Here is a 15971-nt window from a genome sequence, read left to right as displayed (position 1 = left end):
ATATAATAATTAATATTTAGGAGGATTTATGAAGAATTTTAATTATAAAAATGGAACTGAAATTATTTTTGGTAAAGATACTGAGGTTAGAGTTGGTAAAGAAGTAAAAAAATATGCTAATAAAGTATTACTTCACTACGGTAGTGGAAGTATTAAATCTACTGGCTTATATGATAAAGTAATAGACTCACTAAAAAAAGAAAATATAGAAATTATTGAGCTTGGTGGAGTAAAACCTAATCCAAGAGTATCATTAGTAAGAGAAGGTATTGAGCTTTGCAGAAAGAATGATATATCTTTCATCTTGGCTGTTGGCGGTGGTAGTGTAATAGATTCAGCAAAAGCTATCGCTGCTGGTGTAAACTATAATGGTGATGTGTGGGATTTATTTATTGGAACTGATATTAATCACACTTGCTTAAAGCTTGCCACTGTACTAACTATACCTGCTGCTGGTAGTGAAACTAGTTCAGGGTGTGTTATTACTAATGAAGATGGGCTTTATAAAAGAAGTACTGGACATCCTACTTTAAGACCTATATTCTCAATCCTTAATCCAGAACTAACTTATACTCTTCCAAAATATCAAACTTCTTGTGGTATAGCTGATATGATAGCTCATATTTTAGAAAGATATTTTACAAATGAAAAACATGTAGACTTAACAGACAGATTATGCGAAGCTACTTTAAAAACAATAATGGAAAATGCATTAAGATTAAATATCAATCCTAACGACTATGATGCAAGAGCTGAAATTATGTTGTCAGGAATGGTGGCTCATAACGACTGGTTAAGTATGGGTAGAGTTGGTGATTGGGCTACTCATGATATTGAGCATGAATTAAGTGGAATTTACGACATAGCTCATGGTGCAGGTTTATCAATTATATTCCCTGCATGGATGAAGTATGTTTATAAACACGATTTAAATAGATTTGCTCAATTTGCTAATAGAGTTTTCGATATAGACATTAACTTAAGTAATCTTGAAGAAACTGCTTTAAAAGGTATAGAAGCCCTTGAAAACTTCTTTACTAAGATGGATCTTCCAATAAGATTAAGTCAAGCAAACATAGATGATAAACATATAGAAGAAATGTCTGTTAAGTTAGTAGCTCATTACGATCATGTCGGTAACTTTGTGGAAATTAGAGAAAAAGAAGCCTTAGAAATTTTCAAACTTGCTTTATAATATAAAAAGTGAAGGATTATCCTTCACTTTTTATATTATTATCACTATCTTTTCTGATTTCATAACTATTTCTATTCCTTAAATAGAATGCTTTATAAGATATTATAGCAATAAATATAAAGAATAATATAATTAAAGCATAAAGCTTAAAGACCTCTTCAGGTAAAACCTTAATAATAGGATCAGTTCTCTCATCAAAAAGCCAATAATCATTATTGAAAAATATTTTATGAAATAATGTAAAAGCTTTTGAAAAGTCTATATAAATACTTAATAATAATGTAGTTAAAAAAACTATTAAAGTATTCGCTCCATAATTTAATAAATTATATATTTTAAATTCTCTTCCTCTTCTTTTAGTAATAAAATGATATAGTAAAAAAATTCCTATAGATATTAATAATATTAAATAAATACCTAAAAATATTTTTTTCACTTCATAAAAATGAAACTCACCATTAGTGCTCATAGGAAAATTATTAAATTCTAATTTTTTAATAAAAGGATTTTGAAGATAGTAAATTAAATTATAATAATCATTAAGTAAACTATCTTTAGATAAATTTACAATAGCATCTAGCTTGTACTTATCTATTGAATAACTATATATAAAAGTCAAATTTAATCCAGCTATAACACTTAACCCTATAGTAAAAATGGAAATAATTATTCCTAAAATAGCTTTCTTCAAAAATTGCAAAATCTTGTTCATCTTATAACCTCATATCTATTTTTCTAATATAGAAATTATAACATAAATATGAATATTTTATTAACTAATTATCAAATCTATATTCTCTTTATATTGAAGATGCTCTTTATCATTATATAAAATTGCATTTTTAGGACATAAATTTAAGCATCTACAGCACATAATACAATTATCTCTAAACTTTATCATTTCTCCAATATTCTCAATGTTCATAGTCGGACAAGACTTAACACAGATATTGCATTTATCACAATTGTCATTTACAGAAAACTTAGAGGAATTTTTATAAAGATCTTTAGTCAAATATTTATTTATATTTTTATAGAATACAGACTGCCAGTTACCAATCTTCTCTTTAACTGTATTCTCTGTTAAAAAGTTTACTACTAGCTCTCTTATTTCTAATAGAGTTTTTTCATATATATCTCTAATATCTTTTCTAGTATTCTTTTCATAATTTTTATTAATTGTAAAACTATTTGGCATTTGAAAGTTTTTAGTAACCATAACTTTATAATTTTTTTCACTTAAGACTTTCTCTATTTCATTATAATTAGTTGCTCTATTTTCACTACCTGTAGAAAATATCATAGTATTAATTTCATTACTTGAATAGTTTAAATTCTCTCTAATATAATCAAAAAAAATCTTAGGCATATCATGAAAATATTTAGGAAATCCTATTACTAGAAAATCATAGGCACTAAAATCTAATGATATTTTCTCCTCTATAGAATGTACATCTAATTCACATCCATTTTTTACAAATTCCTCATATGTTTTATTAACTATATACTTGGTATTTCCACTTCCACTAAAATATAAAATAATTCCTTTCAAAATAAGGTACCCCCTATTGTTAAATATAATTTTTAAGATTTTTACAAATCTTATTTTACATTATATACCATTTGTAATATCCTGGGAATTATTTTAGTATTTCATTTTTCTTCTTCTTTCTTATATATCTGCCCTAATACCCTCTTTTTCTTTATATCTCCAGAAAACAACAGCAGATATCAACACAGTACCACAAATTACTGTATATTGTATAAATAAAGGATTAGATATGCTTCCAAATAAAATTATTAATGATCCAAAGGTAGCTAATATAGGATTTAATTTTCCCTTCCATAATCCTTTCACCTCATTATCCATGCCCATCTTAAATACTTTAACATATAATAATATGTACATTACATAATTTATAGTAATTGAGATTTCTGATATATCGCTATTTGGTAATAAAGCATATTTTTGTGTTACGAAATGTATTAATAAACAAATTATTGATATAAGTAATGAAACTATTGCAGAGTTTATTGGCATACCATATTTTTCATTAACTATTTTTATTTTCTCTGATTTAGGAAACATTCCTCTTAATGCTAAAGAATATGGAAGTCTAATATGTCCCATAACTAATCCATTTACAGTTCCTAATATTGATACCACAACAAAAGTTAAAACAATCTTAGCACCCCAAGCCCCAAATAAAGTATTAGCTGCTAAATCAACATGAGCATCTCCTAGAGACATAACTTTATCAGGTCCAATTAATACACTTATACCAACAAAATATAAAACATAAATTGCAAGAATAAATAAAGGCGCAACAACTAAAGCCTTAGGTAGATTTCTCTTAGAATCCTTTATTTCATGGCCTATTGATGTAGCAATAATCCAACCATCAAAAGAAAATGCTATAGGCGCAATAGCTGCTATCCATGTTGTAGATTCCATATGTATTATTTCGTTCATTGATATTGATTTTGGATCTCCAAAAAATATTCCAGCAATAGCTATTAGAATTAGCGGTATAATCTTTATTATTGTAGATAAGTTTTGAAAATATCCACCTAATCTAGCTGAAACAATGTTTAATATGTAAAAAATAATAATTGCAATAAATCCAATTCCTGTATGAAGAGCTAGTCCTCCATCTATACCAAAAAGCATGCATACATATATTCCTGCAACCCAAGCTACAACTGCAACTAAAGTTGGGTAATATAAAAATGTATGAAACCATCCAAAGGCACATGCAACTGAAGAATTATACGAATTTTCAGCATAAGTAATTATTCCTCCAGCTTTAGAGTCTCTAGATGCTAATTCTGAAATAGTTAAACTACCAAAAATTATACCTAGTGCTGCTATACAAAAAACTATAACCCCTAAACTTATACTACCGTTAGTTGCAACAAGTATATTATCACTTTTGAAAAATATACCAGAACCTATTACAATTCCAACTATCATTCCTATGGCTGTAAATAATCCATACTCATTTTTTTTCATAATTTTCACCTCATTGATAATGTCTAATAAAAATGTCAAATTTCTATGTACACTATATCATATATGGAGTAAAATAAGAATAAAAATTTATTACATTTAAAATTATATTAAAAGCCTTTATTAATATAATAATTACAAGGTAGCAATATAATTAAATTAATTTTATTTATCTGGAGACTATTATGAAAAATTCTTTAATTTACTATTTAATTATTATTAATATTATATCTTTTATAACTATCTATATAGATAAGAAAAAAGCAATTAAGAGAAAATGGAGAATAAAAGAAAGTACATTGTTTTTGCTTTCTTTTATAGGGGGTAGTATTGGTACTCTTGTTGGAATGTACACTTTTAGACATAAAACTAAACATATTAAATTCACTTTAGGAATACCATTAATTATTTTAATCCAATTTTTATTATTTTTCTTTATTAAATAATAGGAGGCTTTATGTTTTTAGAAGTAAATGATATAACTTTATTTTATGAAAAAGCCGGAAGTGGATATCCAATTATTTTACTTCATGGAAATGGAGAAAATCATCATATTTTCGACAATACTGTTAAAATCTTAAAAGATTACTTTACTGTTTATACTATTGATACAAGAGGACATGGAAAAAGTTCTCCTGTTACAGAGCTTCATTATAGTGATATGGCCGAAGATATTTTTAACTTTATTTGTAAGCTTAAATTAAATCGACCAATTCTTTATGGATTTAGTGATGGAGGGATTATAGGTCTTCTTATTGCTATTAAATATCCTAATCTTTTATCTAATTTAATTATTAGTGGTGCTAATTTAAATCCTAAAGGTCTAAAAAGCAATTTGCTTATAATGTCTAAGATAATCTATAAAATTAAGAAAACAAAAGAATATAAATTAATGCTAGAAGAACCTAATATAACTATAGATATGCTTCATAAAATTACTATACCTACATATATCACCGTTGGTAGTAAGGATGGAATAAAGAAAAGCCATACAGATCTTATACACAATAATATACGTAATAGCCAATTGAAAGTTTTTACTAATGAAGATCATGGTAGTTATATTATAAATAGTGATAAAATTGCAAAATACTTATTAGAAATATTAATTGATTAGTATTCCTAATATAAGAAAGGCTGTCCTTTGGACAGCCTTTCTTACGGTATTTCATTATCATATTAAATTAATTATACTTCCTTTTTAACAAATAAATTTGAAGTGATAAAATATGATGCTAATACTACTGTAAAAACTATAAGAGCAATTAATATAATTACTATATTGCTAGTGATATCAATTTGTGGTAATAAATTTACTAGCTCAGTTGAAAATACCATTGGAAATACTGTTAAAAATACTAATGCAATTCTAGCCTTTTCAAATCCAAGTAATAGTTCCAGAGGAATTAATAAAGTCATCATAAATATTCCTATTCCAGCTAATATTAACATAAGGGCCCATAATGGAAAATTTGCTTCACTACTGATTATATTAAAGTTTGTCATAATAAGGTATAGTACCGCTGATATCCCCATAGATATTAAAGTATTTATAGCTACAAAAATATATTTAGATGCAATATATTCATTAATTTTAATAGGCAAAGAATAAACTAAGTAATTCATCTTACTTTTTTCTTCATAAAAAGCAGAGTTATAACAAGTTGACATAATAAATAGTGCCCCAGCAAAAGGAAGCATATTTGGTTGTGTAATAACCATAAAACTAGCTATTGCCAGTATTATAGCCATATACTTTTTTAATGCAAAGACAGTTTCAAACTGTAATAATATTAAGTTAATAATCTTTTTCATGTTACTTCCTCCCTGTATAGTAAAGCATAATATCTTCTAAAGTTGGTCTCTCATAAATGACTTCATTTCCAAATACATCAAAGGCATTTTCCTTATTATCTGCAAGCCCTTCAAAGTTATACCCAGTTGTCTTAACTGATATAAGAGCTTTCTTTGTATCTATATCTAAAAGTTCTTTCTTTCCTTTTATAATTGAATGAGTCTCTAGGATATAATCTTTTTCTCCCTGAAGTATTACTTGTCCTTTATATATAAAAATAATATAATCAGCACACTTTTCTAAATCACTAGTAATATGAGTTGAATAGAATACTGTTTTATCATCATCTTCCATTTGTTCTTGAAGAACTTCCAAAAACTCATTCCTAACTACTGGATCTAAATTGGCTGTAGGCTCATCCATTATGATAACTTTAGGCTTTGTAGCTAATGCCATAGCAAGTTCAAATTGTTTCTTCTTCCCTTTAGAAAGCTTACCATAAATCATTGATTCATCTAAATTAAATTTATCTAATAGCTCTTTATATAAAGTTTCATCCCAATTTTTATAGAACTTAGATACTAATTTTTTAATATTTTTAAGTTTACTTTCTTCTAAAAAGCCACAGGTATCACCTACAAAAGCTAATGTTTCCTTAATATCAGTATTAGTTTTAATATCTTCTCCTAATACTAAAATATCACCTTTATCTGCTTTTACCATATTCATAATAGCTTTAATAGTAGTTGTTTTACCTGATCCATTAGGTCCTATAAATCCTGTAATAAAACCCTTTTTAACTACTAGCTCTTTAATATCTAATTTAAAATTATTGTAGTTTTTTTCTAACCCTTTGATTTCAATAGCTTCCATATTTATACCTCCTCAAATAAACTTTTAACGATATCAAAAGTCTCCTCTAAAGTTAATCCTATTGCTTTTGCAGAAATTATTGCTTCTTCTAATTTACCCTCTATTTCACACATAGCAACTTCTCTAAGTCTTTCATTATTTGCCTCTGCTACAAAGGTTCCTTTCCCTACTACTGTTTTTATAAAACCTTCCTTTTCTAATTCTTCATAAGCTCTTTTAGTTGTAATTATACTAACCTTTAGCTCTTTAGCTAAGGTTCTTATCGATGGCAAAGGCTCCCCTGGTCTTAAATCCATATTCACTATTTGATTTTTAATTTGACTTTCTATCTGTTCATATAATGGCACTTGTGAAGAATTACTGATTATAATATTCAAATTTTCACCTCCAAGTGTATATCTAGTGTATATATACTCTATATACATATATTATTATATATACACACTCTTGTCAATATTTTCATAAAAAAATAAAAGTATGCACGCTTACCTTTTCTCTAACTTTTCTCCGAGTCATCATAAACTTACACACTTCTATCTAAAGCAAATAAAAATAATATCATTATTTTTTTATTTTATTTTCAGTAATTTGCAACAAATTAATTCCTGAATTATTTATTTTAATTTAAAAATTGTTAATTGAAAAAAAGCTGCCCTAAGGCAGCCTCTAATATTATTGTTCTTTTTTATTTATTGCTATTCCTAAATCTTCAAGCTGATTTTCATCTACTATATTAGGTGCTTCACTTAAATAACAATAAGCATTCTGATTTTTAGGGAAGGCAATAACATCCTTAATATTTTCAGTTCCTGCTAAGAACATTATCATTCTATCTAACCCAAAAGCTAAACCGCCATGTGGTGGTGGTCCAAACTTAAATGCATCTATTAAGAAGCCAAATCTTTCTTGAGCTGACTCTTCAGTAAATCCTAAAGCTTTAAACATTCTTTGTTGAAGCTTAGAATCATGAATTCTTATAGAACCTCCACCTAATTCTTCTCCATTTAATACTAAATCATATGCCTTTGATCTAACTTCCCCTGGATTTGTTTCTATCATATCTAAATCTTCATCCATTGGTGATGTAAACGGATGGTGAGCAGCATGATATCTTCCTTCTTCTTCATTGTATTCGAATAGAGGGAATTCTGTAATCCATGTAAAGTTAAACTCATTTTTATCTTTAATTAAATCAAATTGCTTTGCAAGTTCTAATCTTAATGCTCCTAAGCTTTGGAATACTACTGAATTCTTATCAGCTACTATAAATATAGCATCACCAACTTCAGCATTCATAGTGTTAACTATTGAATTAGTTACATCATCAGTTAAGAACTTTGCAATAGATGATTTAATACCATCTTCTTTTATTTGAATCCACGCTAATCCTTTAGCCTTATATGTTTTAACGAATTCACCTAGTTTATCAATTGGCTTTCTACCTAATGATGCTCCACCTTTTAAGCATAAAGCTCTAACAGAACCACCATTTTCTATTGCTGATTTAAATACTACAAAATCCATATCTTTTACATCTTCTGTAATATTAGTGATTTCCATTCCAAATCTTAAATCTGGCTTATCTGAACCGTATTTTTCCATAGCATCTTTAAATGTCATTCTCTTTATAGGAAGCTTAACATCTACTCCTGCTACTTCTTTAAATACATGAGCTATTAAGCCTTCATTCATCTTTATTACATCTTCTTCTTCAACAAAGCTCATCTCTAAGTCTATTTGAGTAAACTCTGGTTGTCTATTTGCTCTTAAATCTTCATCTCTAAAGCACTTAGCAATTTGATAATATCTATCAAATCCTGAAACCATTAATAATTGCTTAAATATTTGAGGTGATTGTGGAAGTGCATAAAACATTCCTGGATAATTTCTTGAAGGTACAAGGTAATCTCTTGCTCCTTCAGGAGTACTTTTAGTTAATACAGGAGTTTCTACTTCTAAGAAATTATTAGCATCTAAATAATCACGTACTGATTTTGATACCTTACTTCTAATCATAAATATTCTTTGCATGTCAGGTCTTCTAAGATCTAAGTATCTATATTTTAATCTTATATTTTCTGCAGCATCTAAGTCTTCCTTTATATATATTGGAGGAGTATCTGATTCAGAAAGTATTTTTAAACTTTCACACTTAAGCTCAACTAATCCTGTTGGCATATTATGATTAGGAGCCTCTCTTAAAACAACTTCTCCTGTTACAGCTATACAATATTCAGGTCTTACACCCTTAGCTTTTTCAAAAGCTTCAGCATTTATTTCTTCTCCAAATACTATTTGCATTATACCTGTTCTATCTCTTAGGTCTATAAATTGTAGACCTCCTAATTTTCTATTTCTTTGTACCCATCCCATTAATGTGATTTTTTGAGAAACATTACTTTCTCTAACTTCTCCACACATTAGGGTTCTCTTTAATCCACCTAAAGCTTCACCCATTTTTTCTTCCTCCTAACTATTTAAAACACTTGCTATTTCATCTATATTGTTTAAATTAACTTCAAATTGTTCTCCATCACTCATTCTCTTAAGTTTTAAAACATTATTTTGAAGTTCATCATCACCTAAAATAGTAGTAAAGACAGCACCTATTTTATTAGCATATTTCATTTCTGCCTTAATACTTCTTCCCATATGGTTAACTTCAGCCTTGACTCCTATTGTTCTTAACTTATTAGCAAGAACGAATGCAGATGTTTTAGCTGCTTCTCCTCTAGCTCCAATATAAAGCTCTATGACATCTTCCTTAGGAATTTCAATTCCTTCTTTCTCTAGTGTCATTATAAGTCTTTCTAAACCTAATCCAAATCCTACAGCTGGCATTTCAGGGCCACCAATTTCTTCAATCAGCTTATCATATCTACCGCCACCACAAACTGTAAAATCATCGTTTAATATTTCAAAAATAGTCTTAGTATAGTAATCTAATCCTCTTACAATACCTGGATCTACTGTATATTTAATATCTAAAGAATCAAGATATCTCTTAACTTCTGTAAAGTGTGTATCACATTCTTCACAAATGTAATCTAGGATAATAGGAGCACTTTTTGTTATTTCTTTGCAAGTTCTTTCCTTACAATCTAGAATTCTCATTGGATTCTTTTCAAATCTAGTTTTACATACATTACAAAGATTATCATAATTATCTTGTAAGTATTTCTTTAATGCTTCATTATACTTTGGTCTGCATTTAGGACATCCTAAATTGTTTATATTTAAGCTTAAGCTCTTTAAGCCAAGTCTCTTTAACGCTTCCATTGCTAATGATATAACTTCTGCATCCATTGATGGTTCTTTAGATCCAAATACTTCTACTCCATATTGATGGAATTGTCTAAGTCTTCCTTTTTGAACATTTTCATATCTGAAACATGGAATCATATAATATAATTTAGTTGGTTGAGCTTCATTAAATAATCTATTTTCTATAAAAGCTCTTACAGTAGGTGCAGTACCTTCTGGTTTTAATGTTATACTTCTATCACCTTTATCATTAAAAGTATACATTTCCTTTTGGACTATATCTGTAGTCTCTCCAACTCCTCTTAAAAATAATTCAGTATGTTCAAATATTGGTGTTCTAATCTCTCTAACTCCAAATGCCTTTGAAACTTCTCTTAAAGTTTCCTCAACATAATGCCACTTATAAGCATCTTGAGGTAGCATATCCTTCGTACCCTTAGGTGCTTGGATTTCCATAATATCTCCTCCTATTTAAGGTAAAGTGTATCTAAAAGTTTTTTCTTTTCCTCTACCATTTCCTTAATTCTATTTGTGTATTCTTTAATGTCTTTTACATTCCCAAATCTCTCAATTCTATTATCTTCCAAGAAAACCACCTTAGATACTGCATCAGCACCTAAAGCTATAATAGTTTGCTTATCTTCTATCATTTCAATATTATACAAGCATTCTTTACCTTCTTTAGAATAACCCAAATTCTCCATATTTCCAACCATATTTTTTTGTCTATACATATAATATGGTTTTATATCTAAGCTTTCAGCTAGTTTTCTGCTTATTTCATACATTGAAGATAACTCTTCTTGCTTCTTAATTTGTATTCCTTTTTTTAAGATGAAGTTCTCATATAAAATAGAGGCTCTTTTTAATGATAGACCATGAACTGTAAGACTATCGGGTTTTAACTTTGATAATTCCTCTGCTGTATGTTCTGCTTCTTTTATCCCTTCACCTGGCAGTCCTATTATCATATCCATATTTATATCATTAAAACCTAATTCTCTAGCTAAATTAAACTTTTCTATTACATCTTTAGATGAATGACCTCTTCCTATCATCTTTAGAGTCTTATCATTCATCGTTTGTGGATTAATACTTATCCTAGTAGTATTATACTTTTTCATAGTCTCAAGCTTTTCAACTGTAATACTATCAGGTCTTCCACATTCTACAGTAAACTCATATAAGTCTCTATTTGCAACGAAAGCATTATATATCTCTTCCATTATATCTTCAAACTCTTCGTTATTTACTGCTGTTGGAGTTCCTCCACCGAAGTATACACTTTCTATTTTCAGACCTCTTTCATCAACATATTTTTTCATTTCTCTTATTTCATATGTTAATGCTTCTAAATAAGGATTTACTAGTTTTTTACTAGCTCCTATTGGATTAGCTGTAAAGGAGCAATAGAAACATCTAGTAGGGCAAAAAGCCATTCCTATATAGATAGCAATGTTTTTTTCATCCTTATTTACAAATTCTTTTTCTTTCTTTGCAACTTCAATACAAAGCTTTGCTTTCTCTTCAGAAGCTAAATGTCTATTTTGAAATAGTTCTATTATTTCTTCTTCACTTTTTCCTTCTTCTAAGTATTTTAGAGCAATTTTAGAAGGCCTTATTCCTACTAATATTCCCCAAGGATAATAATCCTTAGTGATGTCTCTAAGAGATGAGAAAATAAGCCTTTTTATATCTTCTTTTAAATTTTCACCTAAAGTAGCTTCATTAAAATACTCTCCGTAAGAAAAATCAATTTTATCTTCTTCAATATTTACTATAAATTCTCCCTTATCTTCGAATTTAATTTCTTCTAAAGGATAGTAGATATTAAACATTTGATAAACATCATATCTGTATTTTAAATTGTTTAATTTTATAGTTACGTCCATTTCTTCTCCCTTTATGCTAAGAACGGATTTCTCATTCTTTCATAAATAATAGTAGATTTAGGTCCATGTCCTGGATATACAACAGTATCCTTATCTAATATCATTAATTTATTTTCTATACTCTCAATTAACTCATTATAACTTCCACCTAAGAAGTCTGTTCTTCCTATAGATCCATGGAATAATGTATCTCCAGTAAATACACTATCAGCTACTATATAACATGTGCCTCCTTTAGTGTGACCTGGTGTAAATATAGTTTTAAAAGTTAATTCGCCAACCTTTATCTCCTGTCCTTCCTCTATATATTTATATATCATAGGAAGCTTTCCAAAGATGCCAGTAGTATCTATTTCCATATATTCTTCTTCAGCTTTATTTAGATACACATCTACATTATATTTTTCTTTAAGCTCAGCAACTGCACCATTATGATCAAAGTGACAGTGAGTTAATAATATTACATCTATTTCAATTCCTAAATTATCAATTTCCTTAATTAAGTAACTTGCTTGTGCTCCCGGATCAATTATTGCTGCTTTATTAGTCTTTTCATCTATAGCTAAGTAACAATTAGTTTGTAATGATCCAAGAGGATAAGTTTTAACTATCATAAAACCCCTCCTAACTAAAAATTCTTTTTACTATCTAATATAAGTGTCACAGGCCCATCATTTTGTATATCAACCTTCATATGAGCCCCAAACTCTCCCGTTTCAACCTTTATATCCTTTTCTTTTAATAGCTCTACAAAGCTATCATATAAGGTTTTTGCTCTATCTCCGCCTTCAGCTTCCATAAAGTTTGGCCTTCTGCCTTTCCTACAATCACCGTATAAGGTAAATTGAGAAATAGCTAATATTTCTCCCTTTATATCTAAAAGTGAAAGATTCATCTTATCATTTTCATCTTCAAAAATTCTAAGATTAATAATCTTATCTCTTAAGTAAAGTAAATCTTCTTCCGTATCTTCTTTAGAAATTCCAATTAATATATTAAGGCCTTTTCCAATTTCACCAACTACTTTATCATCTACTACTACTTTAGATGAAGTTACTCTTTGAACTACTGCTCTCATTTGATACCTCGCTAGTTATTCATTCTATATACATCCATTATTCCCTTTAATCTTCTTATTTTCCTCATAAGTTCCTTTAATTGTTCAATAGAATCTATCTTAACTCTGATACTTATCATTGCAATATTTCCTTTAGATGATTTAGCATTTAGAGCATTTAAAGGTAATTTAGATTCAGAGATAATATTCATTATATCAGTAAGAATACCTATTCTATCATCAGCTCTTACTTGAATTTCAGCAACATAAGCTGCTCCCTTAGATAGTCCCCAAGAAACATCTACTACTTTACTTGGATCATAATTAATTAATGATTTTAAATTACTACAATCATTTCTGTGAACTGATACGCCTCTACCCTTTGTAATATATCCTTGTATTTCGTCACCTGGCACTGGGTTACAACATCTTGCAAATCTAATCATTATATTATTAACACCCTTAACTGTAACTCCATAAGAATTTCTATTACTTTTATTTTCAGTTCCCTTATCAAATTTATTATATTGCTCTTCAATAGGTTTATTTAAGTTTTCTTGACTTTGCTTATCAATAACATTTTCTTCTTTCAATTTAGAGATAAAAGAAGATGCTGAAAGTTGCCCTATTCCAATGGCTGCATATAGATCCTCTGTATTATGGATATTATATCTCTTAATAGCCCTCTCATATACTTCACCTTTTGCAATATCAGCAAAGACAACTCCTTGTTTCTTTAACTCTTTTTCGAAAGTTTCTTTACCCTTATCTATATTCTCTTCTTTTTTAATCTTTTTAAACCATTGTCTTATCTTGCTTTTAGCTTGATTACTCTTAGCAATATTAAGCCAATCTATATTAGGTCCCTTTGCATTTTTTGCTGTTAATACTTCAACAATCTCGCCAGTTTTAAGCTTATAGTCTAAAGATACTATCTTTCCGTTTACCTTAGCACCTACGCATCTATTACCTATATCAGTGTGTATTCTATATGCAAAGTCTATAGGTGTAGCACCACTTGGTAAATTAATTACAACTCCCTTTGGAGTGAATACAAATATTTCATCTGTAAATAAATCTATTTTAAATCCTTCTATAAATTCTTCGGCATCAGATGTTTCTTTTTGCCATTCAAGCATATCTCTAAGCCAAGCTAGTTTATTTTCAAAGGAATTTTCTTTTTCTTCTTGTGTATCTCCTTCTTTATACTTCCAATGGGCAGCTATACCATATTCAGCTGTCTTATGCATTTCAAAAGTTCTTATTTGAATCTCAAAAGTTTTACCTTGTGGCCCTATTACTGTTGTATGAAGGGACTGATACATATTAGGTTTAGGCATTGCAATATAGTCTTTAAATCTTCCTGGTATAGGTTTATAAATTGTATGAACTATTCCTAAAACTCCATAACAGTCTTTAACTGTATTAACTAAGATTCTTATAGCTGTTAAATCAAAAATTTGTTCTATACTTTTATTTTTATTAACCATTTTTTTATAAATGCTATAAAAATGCTTTGGCCTACCATCTATATCTGAATCAATTTCAGATTCCTCAAGTTTTTTACTTAAATCTTCTTTAATTTCAGCAATATAAGTTTCTCTTTCAACTCTTTTTTCAGCTATTTCTTTAACTAAATCGTAGTATTCTTCTTCATGTAAATATCTAAAAGCTAAATCTTCAAGTTCCCATTTTATTTTAGAAATACCTAATCTATGAGCCAAAGGAGCATAAATATCTAAAGTTTCTTTAGCCTTTTGCTTTTGCTTTGCTTTTGGCATAAACTTTAAAGTTCTTAAATTATGAAGTCTATCTGCAAGCTTTATTATGATAACCCTTATATCTTTAGCCATAGCTAAAAGCATTTTTCTTACATTATCAGCTTGCTGTTCTTCTTTAGTCTTATATTCAATCTTACCTAATTTCGTTACACCTTGAACTAGATTTGCTATTTCTTCATTAAAAGAATTTTTAATATCTTCATATGTATATTCCGTATCTTCAATAACATCATGTAAAAGACCTGCAACTATTGTACTAGTATCCATACCCATTTCAGCTAATATAGATGCAACGTCAACAGGATGAGTTACATAAGGCTCACCTGATTCTCTTTTCTGCTCTTTATGGGCATCACAAGCTAAATCATATGCTCGCTTTACCATATCTTTGTCTATATTATGGCAATTTTCATTTATTTTCTGCATTAAGTCTTTATACATATGGATAATCTCCTTTGATTTAGTCTAAAATAATTGGCTGGTTTTAACAACCAGCCATTTTTTCTTATATTATATACTAATTAATTTAAATTTTCAACAATATTAAAACTCATAATCAACTAAAGACATTACTTCATAGCCTTCTAGTTTACTTCTTCCATTAAGTCCAGTAAGCTCTATTGCAAAGTCTAAAGCAACAACTTCTCCACCTGCTAATTCTACAAGTTTCGCTACTGCTTCTATAGTTCCTCCAGTTGCTAATAAATCATCTACGATAGCAACTCTTTGCCCCTTCTTAATTGCATCCTTATGTATTTGTAAAGTATCACTACCATACTCTAGATCATAAGTAACAGAAACAGTTTCTGATGGTAATTTTCCTGGCTTTCTAACTGGAACAAATCCAATTCCCATCGCATAAGCTACAGGCACACCATAAATAAACCCTCTAGCTTCTGGTCCTACTATTAAATCTATTTTCTTATCTTTTAAGTGCTCAACTATTTTATCTATAGAATATCTTAATGCTTCTCCGTCACCAATAACCGTTGTAATATCCTTAAAGCTTATTCCTTCCTTTGGAAAACCTTCAATTACTCTAATTTTCTCTTTTAGATTCATAATAATTCCTCCATTATTAAAAATTATAAACTATATAATTAT

General features: G+C 28.6%; 16 protein-coding genes. 3 read left to right on the top strand and 13 right to left on the bottom strand.

Annotated elements, in window-relative coordinates; all coding sequences use genetic code 11:
- Positions 1-28: 28 nt before the first annotated feature.
- Entirely contained in the window at positions 29-1195 is a 1167-nt protein-coding gene (locus GPX08_RS05755) for an iron-containing alcohol dehydrogenase (RefSeq protein ID WP_156625886.1), read from the top strand.
- A gap of 16 nt (positions 1196-1211) precedes the next feature.
- Here the strand turns inward: GPX08_RS05755 and GPX08_RS05750 are convergent, their stop codons facing one another.
- The 3 genes from GPX08_RS05750 to GPX08_RS05740 form a co-directional block, all read right to left on the bottom strand.
- Positions 1212-1907, bottom strand: a complete 696-nt coding sequence (locus tag GPX08_RS05750) for a TIGR01906 family membrane protein (RefSeq protein ID WP_156625885.1) — start codon at positions 1905-1907, stop codon at positions 1212-1214.
- A 60-nt stretch (positions 1908-1967) separates the two neighbouring features.
- Positions 1968-2801 carry a hypothetical protein gene (locus GPX08_RS05745; protein WP_156625884.1) on the bottom strand — a complete coding sequence of 278 codons (834 nt, stop codon included), beginning with the start codon at positions 2799-2801 and terminating at the stop codon, positions 1968-1970.
- A gap of 66 nt (positions 2802-2867) precedes the next feature.
- Positions 2868-4208, bottom strand: a complete 1341-nt coding sequence (locus GPX08_RS05740; protein ID WP_156625883.1) for an amino acid permease — start codon at positions 4206-4208, stop codon at positions 2868-2870.
- A gap of 182 nt (positions 4209-4390) precedes the next feature.
- Here GPX08_RS05740 and GPX08_RS05735 point away from each other — a divergent pair, with 182 nt between their 5' ends.
- Positions 4391-4651 (top strand): DUF1294 domain-containing protein, encoded by a 261-nt coding sequence (locus tag GPX08_RS05735; RefSeq protein WP_156625882.1) that lies wholly within the window; start codon positions 4391-4393, stop codon positions 4649-4651.
- 11 nt (positions 4652-4662) lie between these two features.
- Entirely contained in the window at positions 4663-5322 is a 660-nt protein-coding gene (locus tag GPX08_RS05730; protein ID WP_156625881.1) for an alpha/beta fold hydrolase, read from the top strand.
- Between the two features lie 71 nt (positions 5323-5393).
- On the opposite strand, the gene GPX08_RS05725 is transcribed toward GPX08_RS05730, so the two are convergent.
- The 10 genes from GPX08_RS05725 to GPX08_RS05680 all read right to left on the bottom strand — a co-directional run bounded on the left by GPX08_RS05725 (position 5394) and on the right by GPX08_RS05680 (position 15929).
- Positions 5394-6020, bottom strand: coding sequence for an ABC-2 transporter permease (locus GPX08_RS05725; protein ID WP_156625880.1), 627 nt, complete (start codon positions 6018-6020; stop codon positions 5394-5396).
- 1 nt (position 6021) lies between these two features.
- Entirely contained in the window at positions 6022-6873 is an 852-nt protein-coding gene (locus tag GPX08_RS05720; protein ID WP_156625879.1) for an ATP-binding cassette domain-containing protein, read from the bottom strand.
- 2 nt (positions 6874-6875) lie between these two features.
- A complete protein-coding gene (locus GPX08_RS05715; RefSeq protein ID WP_156625878.1) occupies positions 6876-7250 on the bottom strand; it encodes a GntR family transcriptional regulator in 375 nt (124 codons plus the stop codon).
- Positions 7251-7545: 295 nt separating this feature from the next.
- Positions 7546-9330, bottom strand: a complete 1785-nt coding sequence (gene aspS, locus GPX08_RS05710) for an aspartate--tRNA ligase (protein ID WP_156625877.1) — start codon at positions 9328-9330, stop codon at positions 7546-7548.
- Between the two features lie 12 nt (positions 9331-9342).
- Positions 9343-10593 (bottom strand): histidine--tRNA ligase, encoded by a 1251-nt coding sequence (locus GPX08_RS05705; RefSeq protein ID WP_156625876.1) that lies wholly within the window; start codon positions 10591-10593, stop codon positions 9343-9345.
- An 11-nt stretch (positions 10594-10604) separates the two neighbouring features.
- Positions 10605-12029, bottom strand: coding sequence for a coproporphyrinogen III oxidase (locus GPX08_RS05700; protein ID WP_156625875.1), 1425 nt, complete (start codon positions 12027-12029; stop codon positions 10605-10607).
- A gap of 11 nt (positions 12030-12040) precedes the next feature.
- Positions 12041-12643 (bottom strand): MBL fold metallo-hydrolase, encoded by a 603-nt coding sequence (locus tag GPX08_RS05695; RefSeq protein ID WP_156625874.1) that lies wholly within the window; start codon positions 12641-12643, stop codon positions 12041-12043.
- Positions 12644-12657: 14 nt separating this feature from the next.
- Positions 12658-13107, bottom strand: a complete 450-nt coding sequence (locus tag GPX08_RS05690; protein ID WP_156625873.1) for a D-tyrosyl-tRNA(Tyr) deacylase — start codon at positions 13105-13107, stop codon at positions 12658-12660.
- 11 nt (positions 13108-13118) lie between these two features.
- Positions 13119-15308 (bottom strand): RelA/SpoT family protein, encoded by a 2190-nt coding sequence (locus GPX08_RS05685; RefSeq protein WP_156625872.1) that lies wholly within the window; start codon positions 15306-15308, stop codon positions 13119-13121.
- 102 nt (positions 15309-15410) lie between these two features.
- Positions 15411-15929, bottom strand: a complete 519-nt coding sequence (locus GPX08_RS05680) for an adenine phosphoribosyltransferase (protein ID WP_156625871.1) — start codon at positions 15927-15929, stop codon at positions 15411-15413.
- Positions 15930-15971 lie beyond the last annotated feature (42 nt).

Origin of the sequence: Clostridium tertium (genome assembly GCF_902652255.1) — a bacterium.
GTDB classification, from domain to species: Bacteria; Bacillota; Clostridia; order Clostridiales; family Clostridiaceae; genus Clostridium; species Clostridium tertium_A.
Note: the sequence above shows the minus strand (reverse complement) of the source record. Positions and strands in the feature narration are given on the sequence as shown.

Bases quoted from the DNA above. Each gene is read 5' to 3' on its own strand.
- GPX08_RS05755 (WP_156625886.1), top strand. From the start codon at position 29: ATGAAGAATTTTAATTATAAAAATGGAACTGAAATTATTTTTGGTAAA.
- GPX08_RS05750 (WP_156625885.1), bottom strand. From the start codon at position 1,907: ATGAACAAGATTTTGCAATTTTTGAAGAAAGCTATTTTAGGAATAATT.
- GPX08_RS05740 (WP_156625883.1), bottom strand. From the start codon at position 4,208: ATGAAAAAAAATGAGTATGGATTATTTACAGCCATAGGAATGATAGTT.
- GPX08_RS05735 (WP_156625882.1), top strand. From the start codon at position 4,391: ATGAAAAATTCTTTAATTTACTATTTAATTATTATTAATATTATATCT.
- GPX08_RS05730 (WP_156625881.1), top strand. From the start codon at position 4,663: ATGTTTTTAGAAGTAAATGATATAACTTTATTTTATGAAAAAGCCGGA.
- GPX08_RS05725 (WP_156625880.1), bottom strand. From the start codon at position 6,020: ATGAAAAAGATTATTAACTTAATATTATTACAGTTTGAAACTGTCTTT.
- GPX08_RS05720 (WP_156625879.1), bottom strand. From the start codon at position 6,873: ATGGAAGCTATTGAAATCAAAGGGTTAGAAAAAAACTACAATAATTTT.
- aspS (WP_156625877.1), bottom strand. From the start codon at position 9,330: ATGGGTGAAGCTTTAGGTGGATTAAAGAGAACCCTAATGTGTGGAGAA.
- GPX08_RS05705 (WP_156625876.1), bottom strand. From the start codon at position 10,593: ATGGAAATCCAAGCACCTAAGGGTACGAAGGATATGCTACCTCAAGAT.
- GPX08_RS05700 (WP_156625875.1), bottom strand. From the start codon at position 12,029: ATGGACGTAACTATAAAATTAAACAATTTAAAATACAGATATGATGTT.
- GPX08_RS05695 (WP_156625874.1), bottom strand. From the start codon at position 12,643: ATGATAGTTAAAACTTATCCTCTTGGATCATTACAAACTAATTGTTAC.
- GPX08_RS05690 (WP_156625873.1), bottom strand. From the start codon at position 13,107: ATGAGAGCAGTAGTTCAAAGAGTAACTTCATCTAAAGTAGTAGTAGAT.
- GPX08_RS05685 (WP_156625872.1), bottom strand. From the start codon at position 15,308: ATGTATAAAGACTTAATGCAGAAAATAAATGAAAATTGCCATAATATA.
- GPX08_RS05680 (WP_156625871.1), bottom strand. From the start codon at position 15,929: ATGAATCTAAAAGAGAAAATTAGAGTAATTGAAGGTTTTCCAAAGGAA.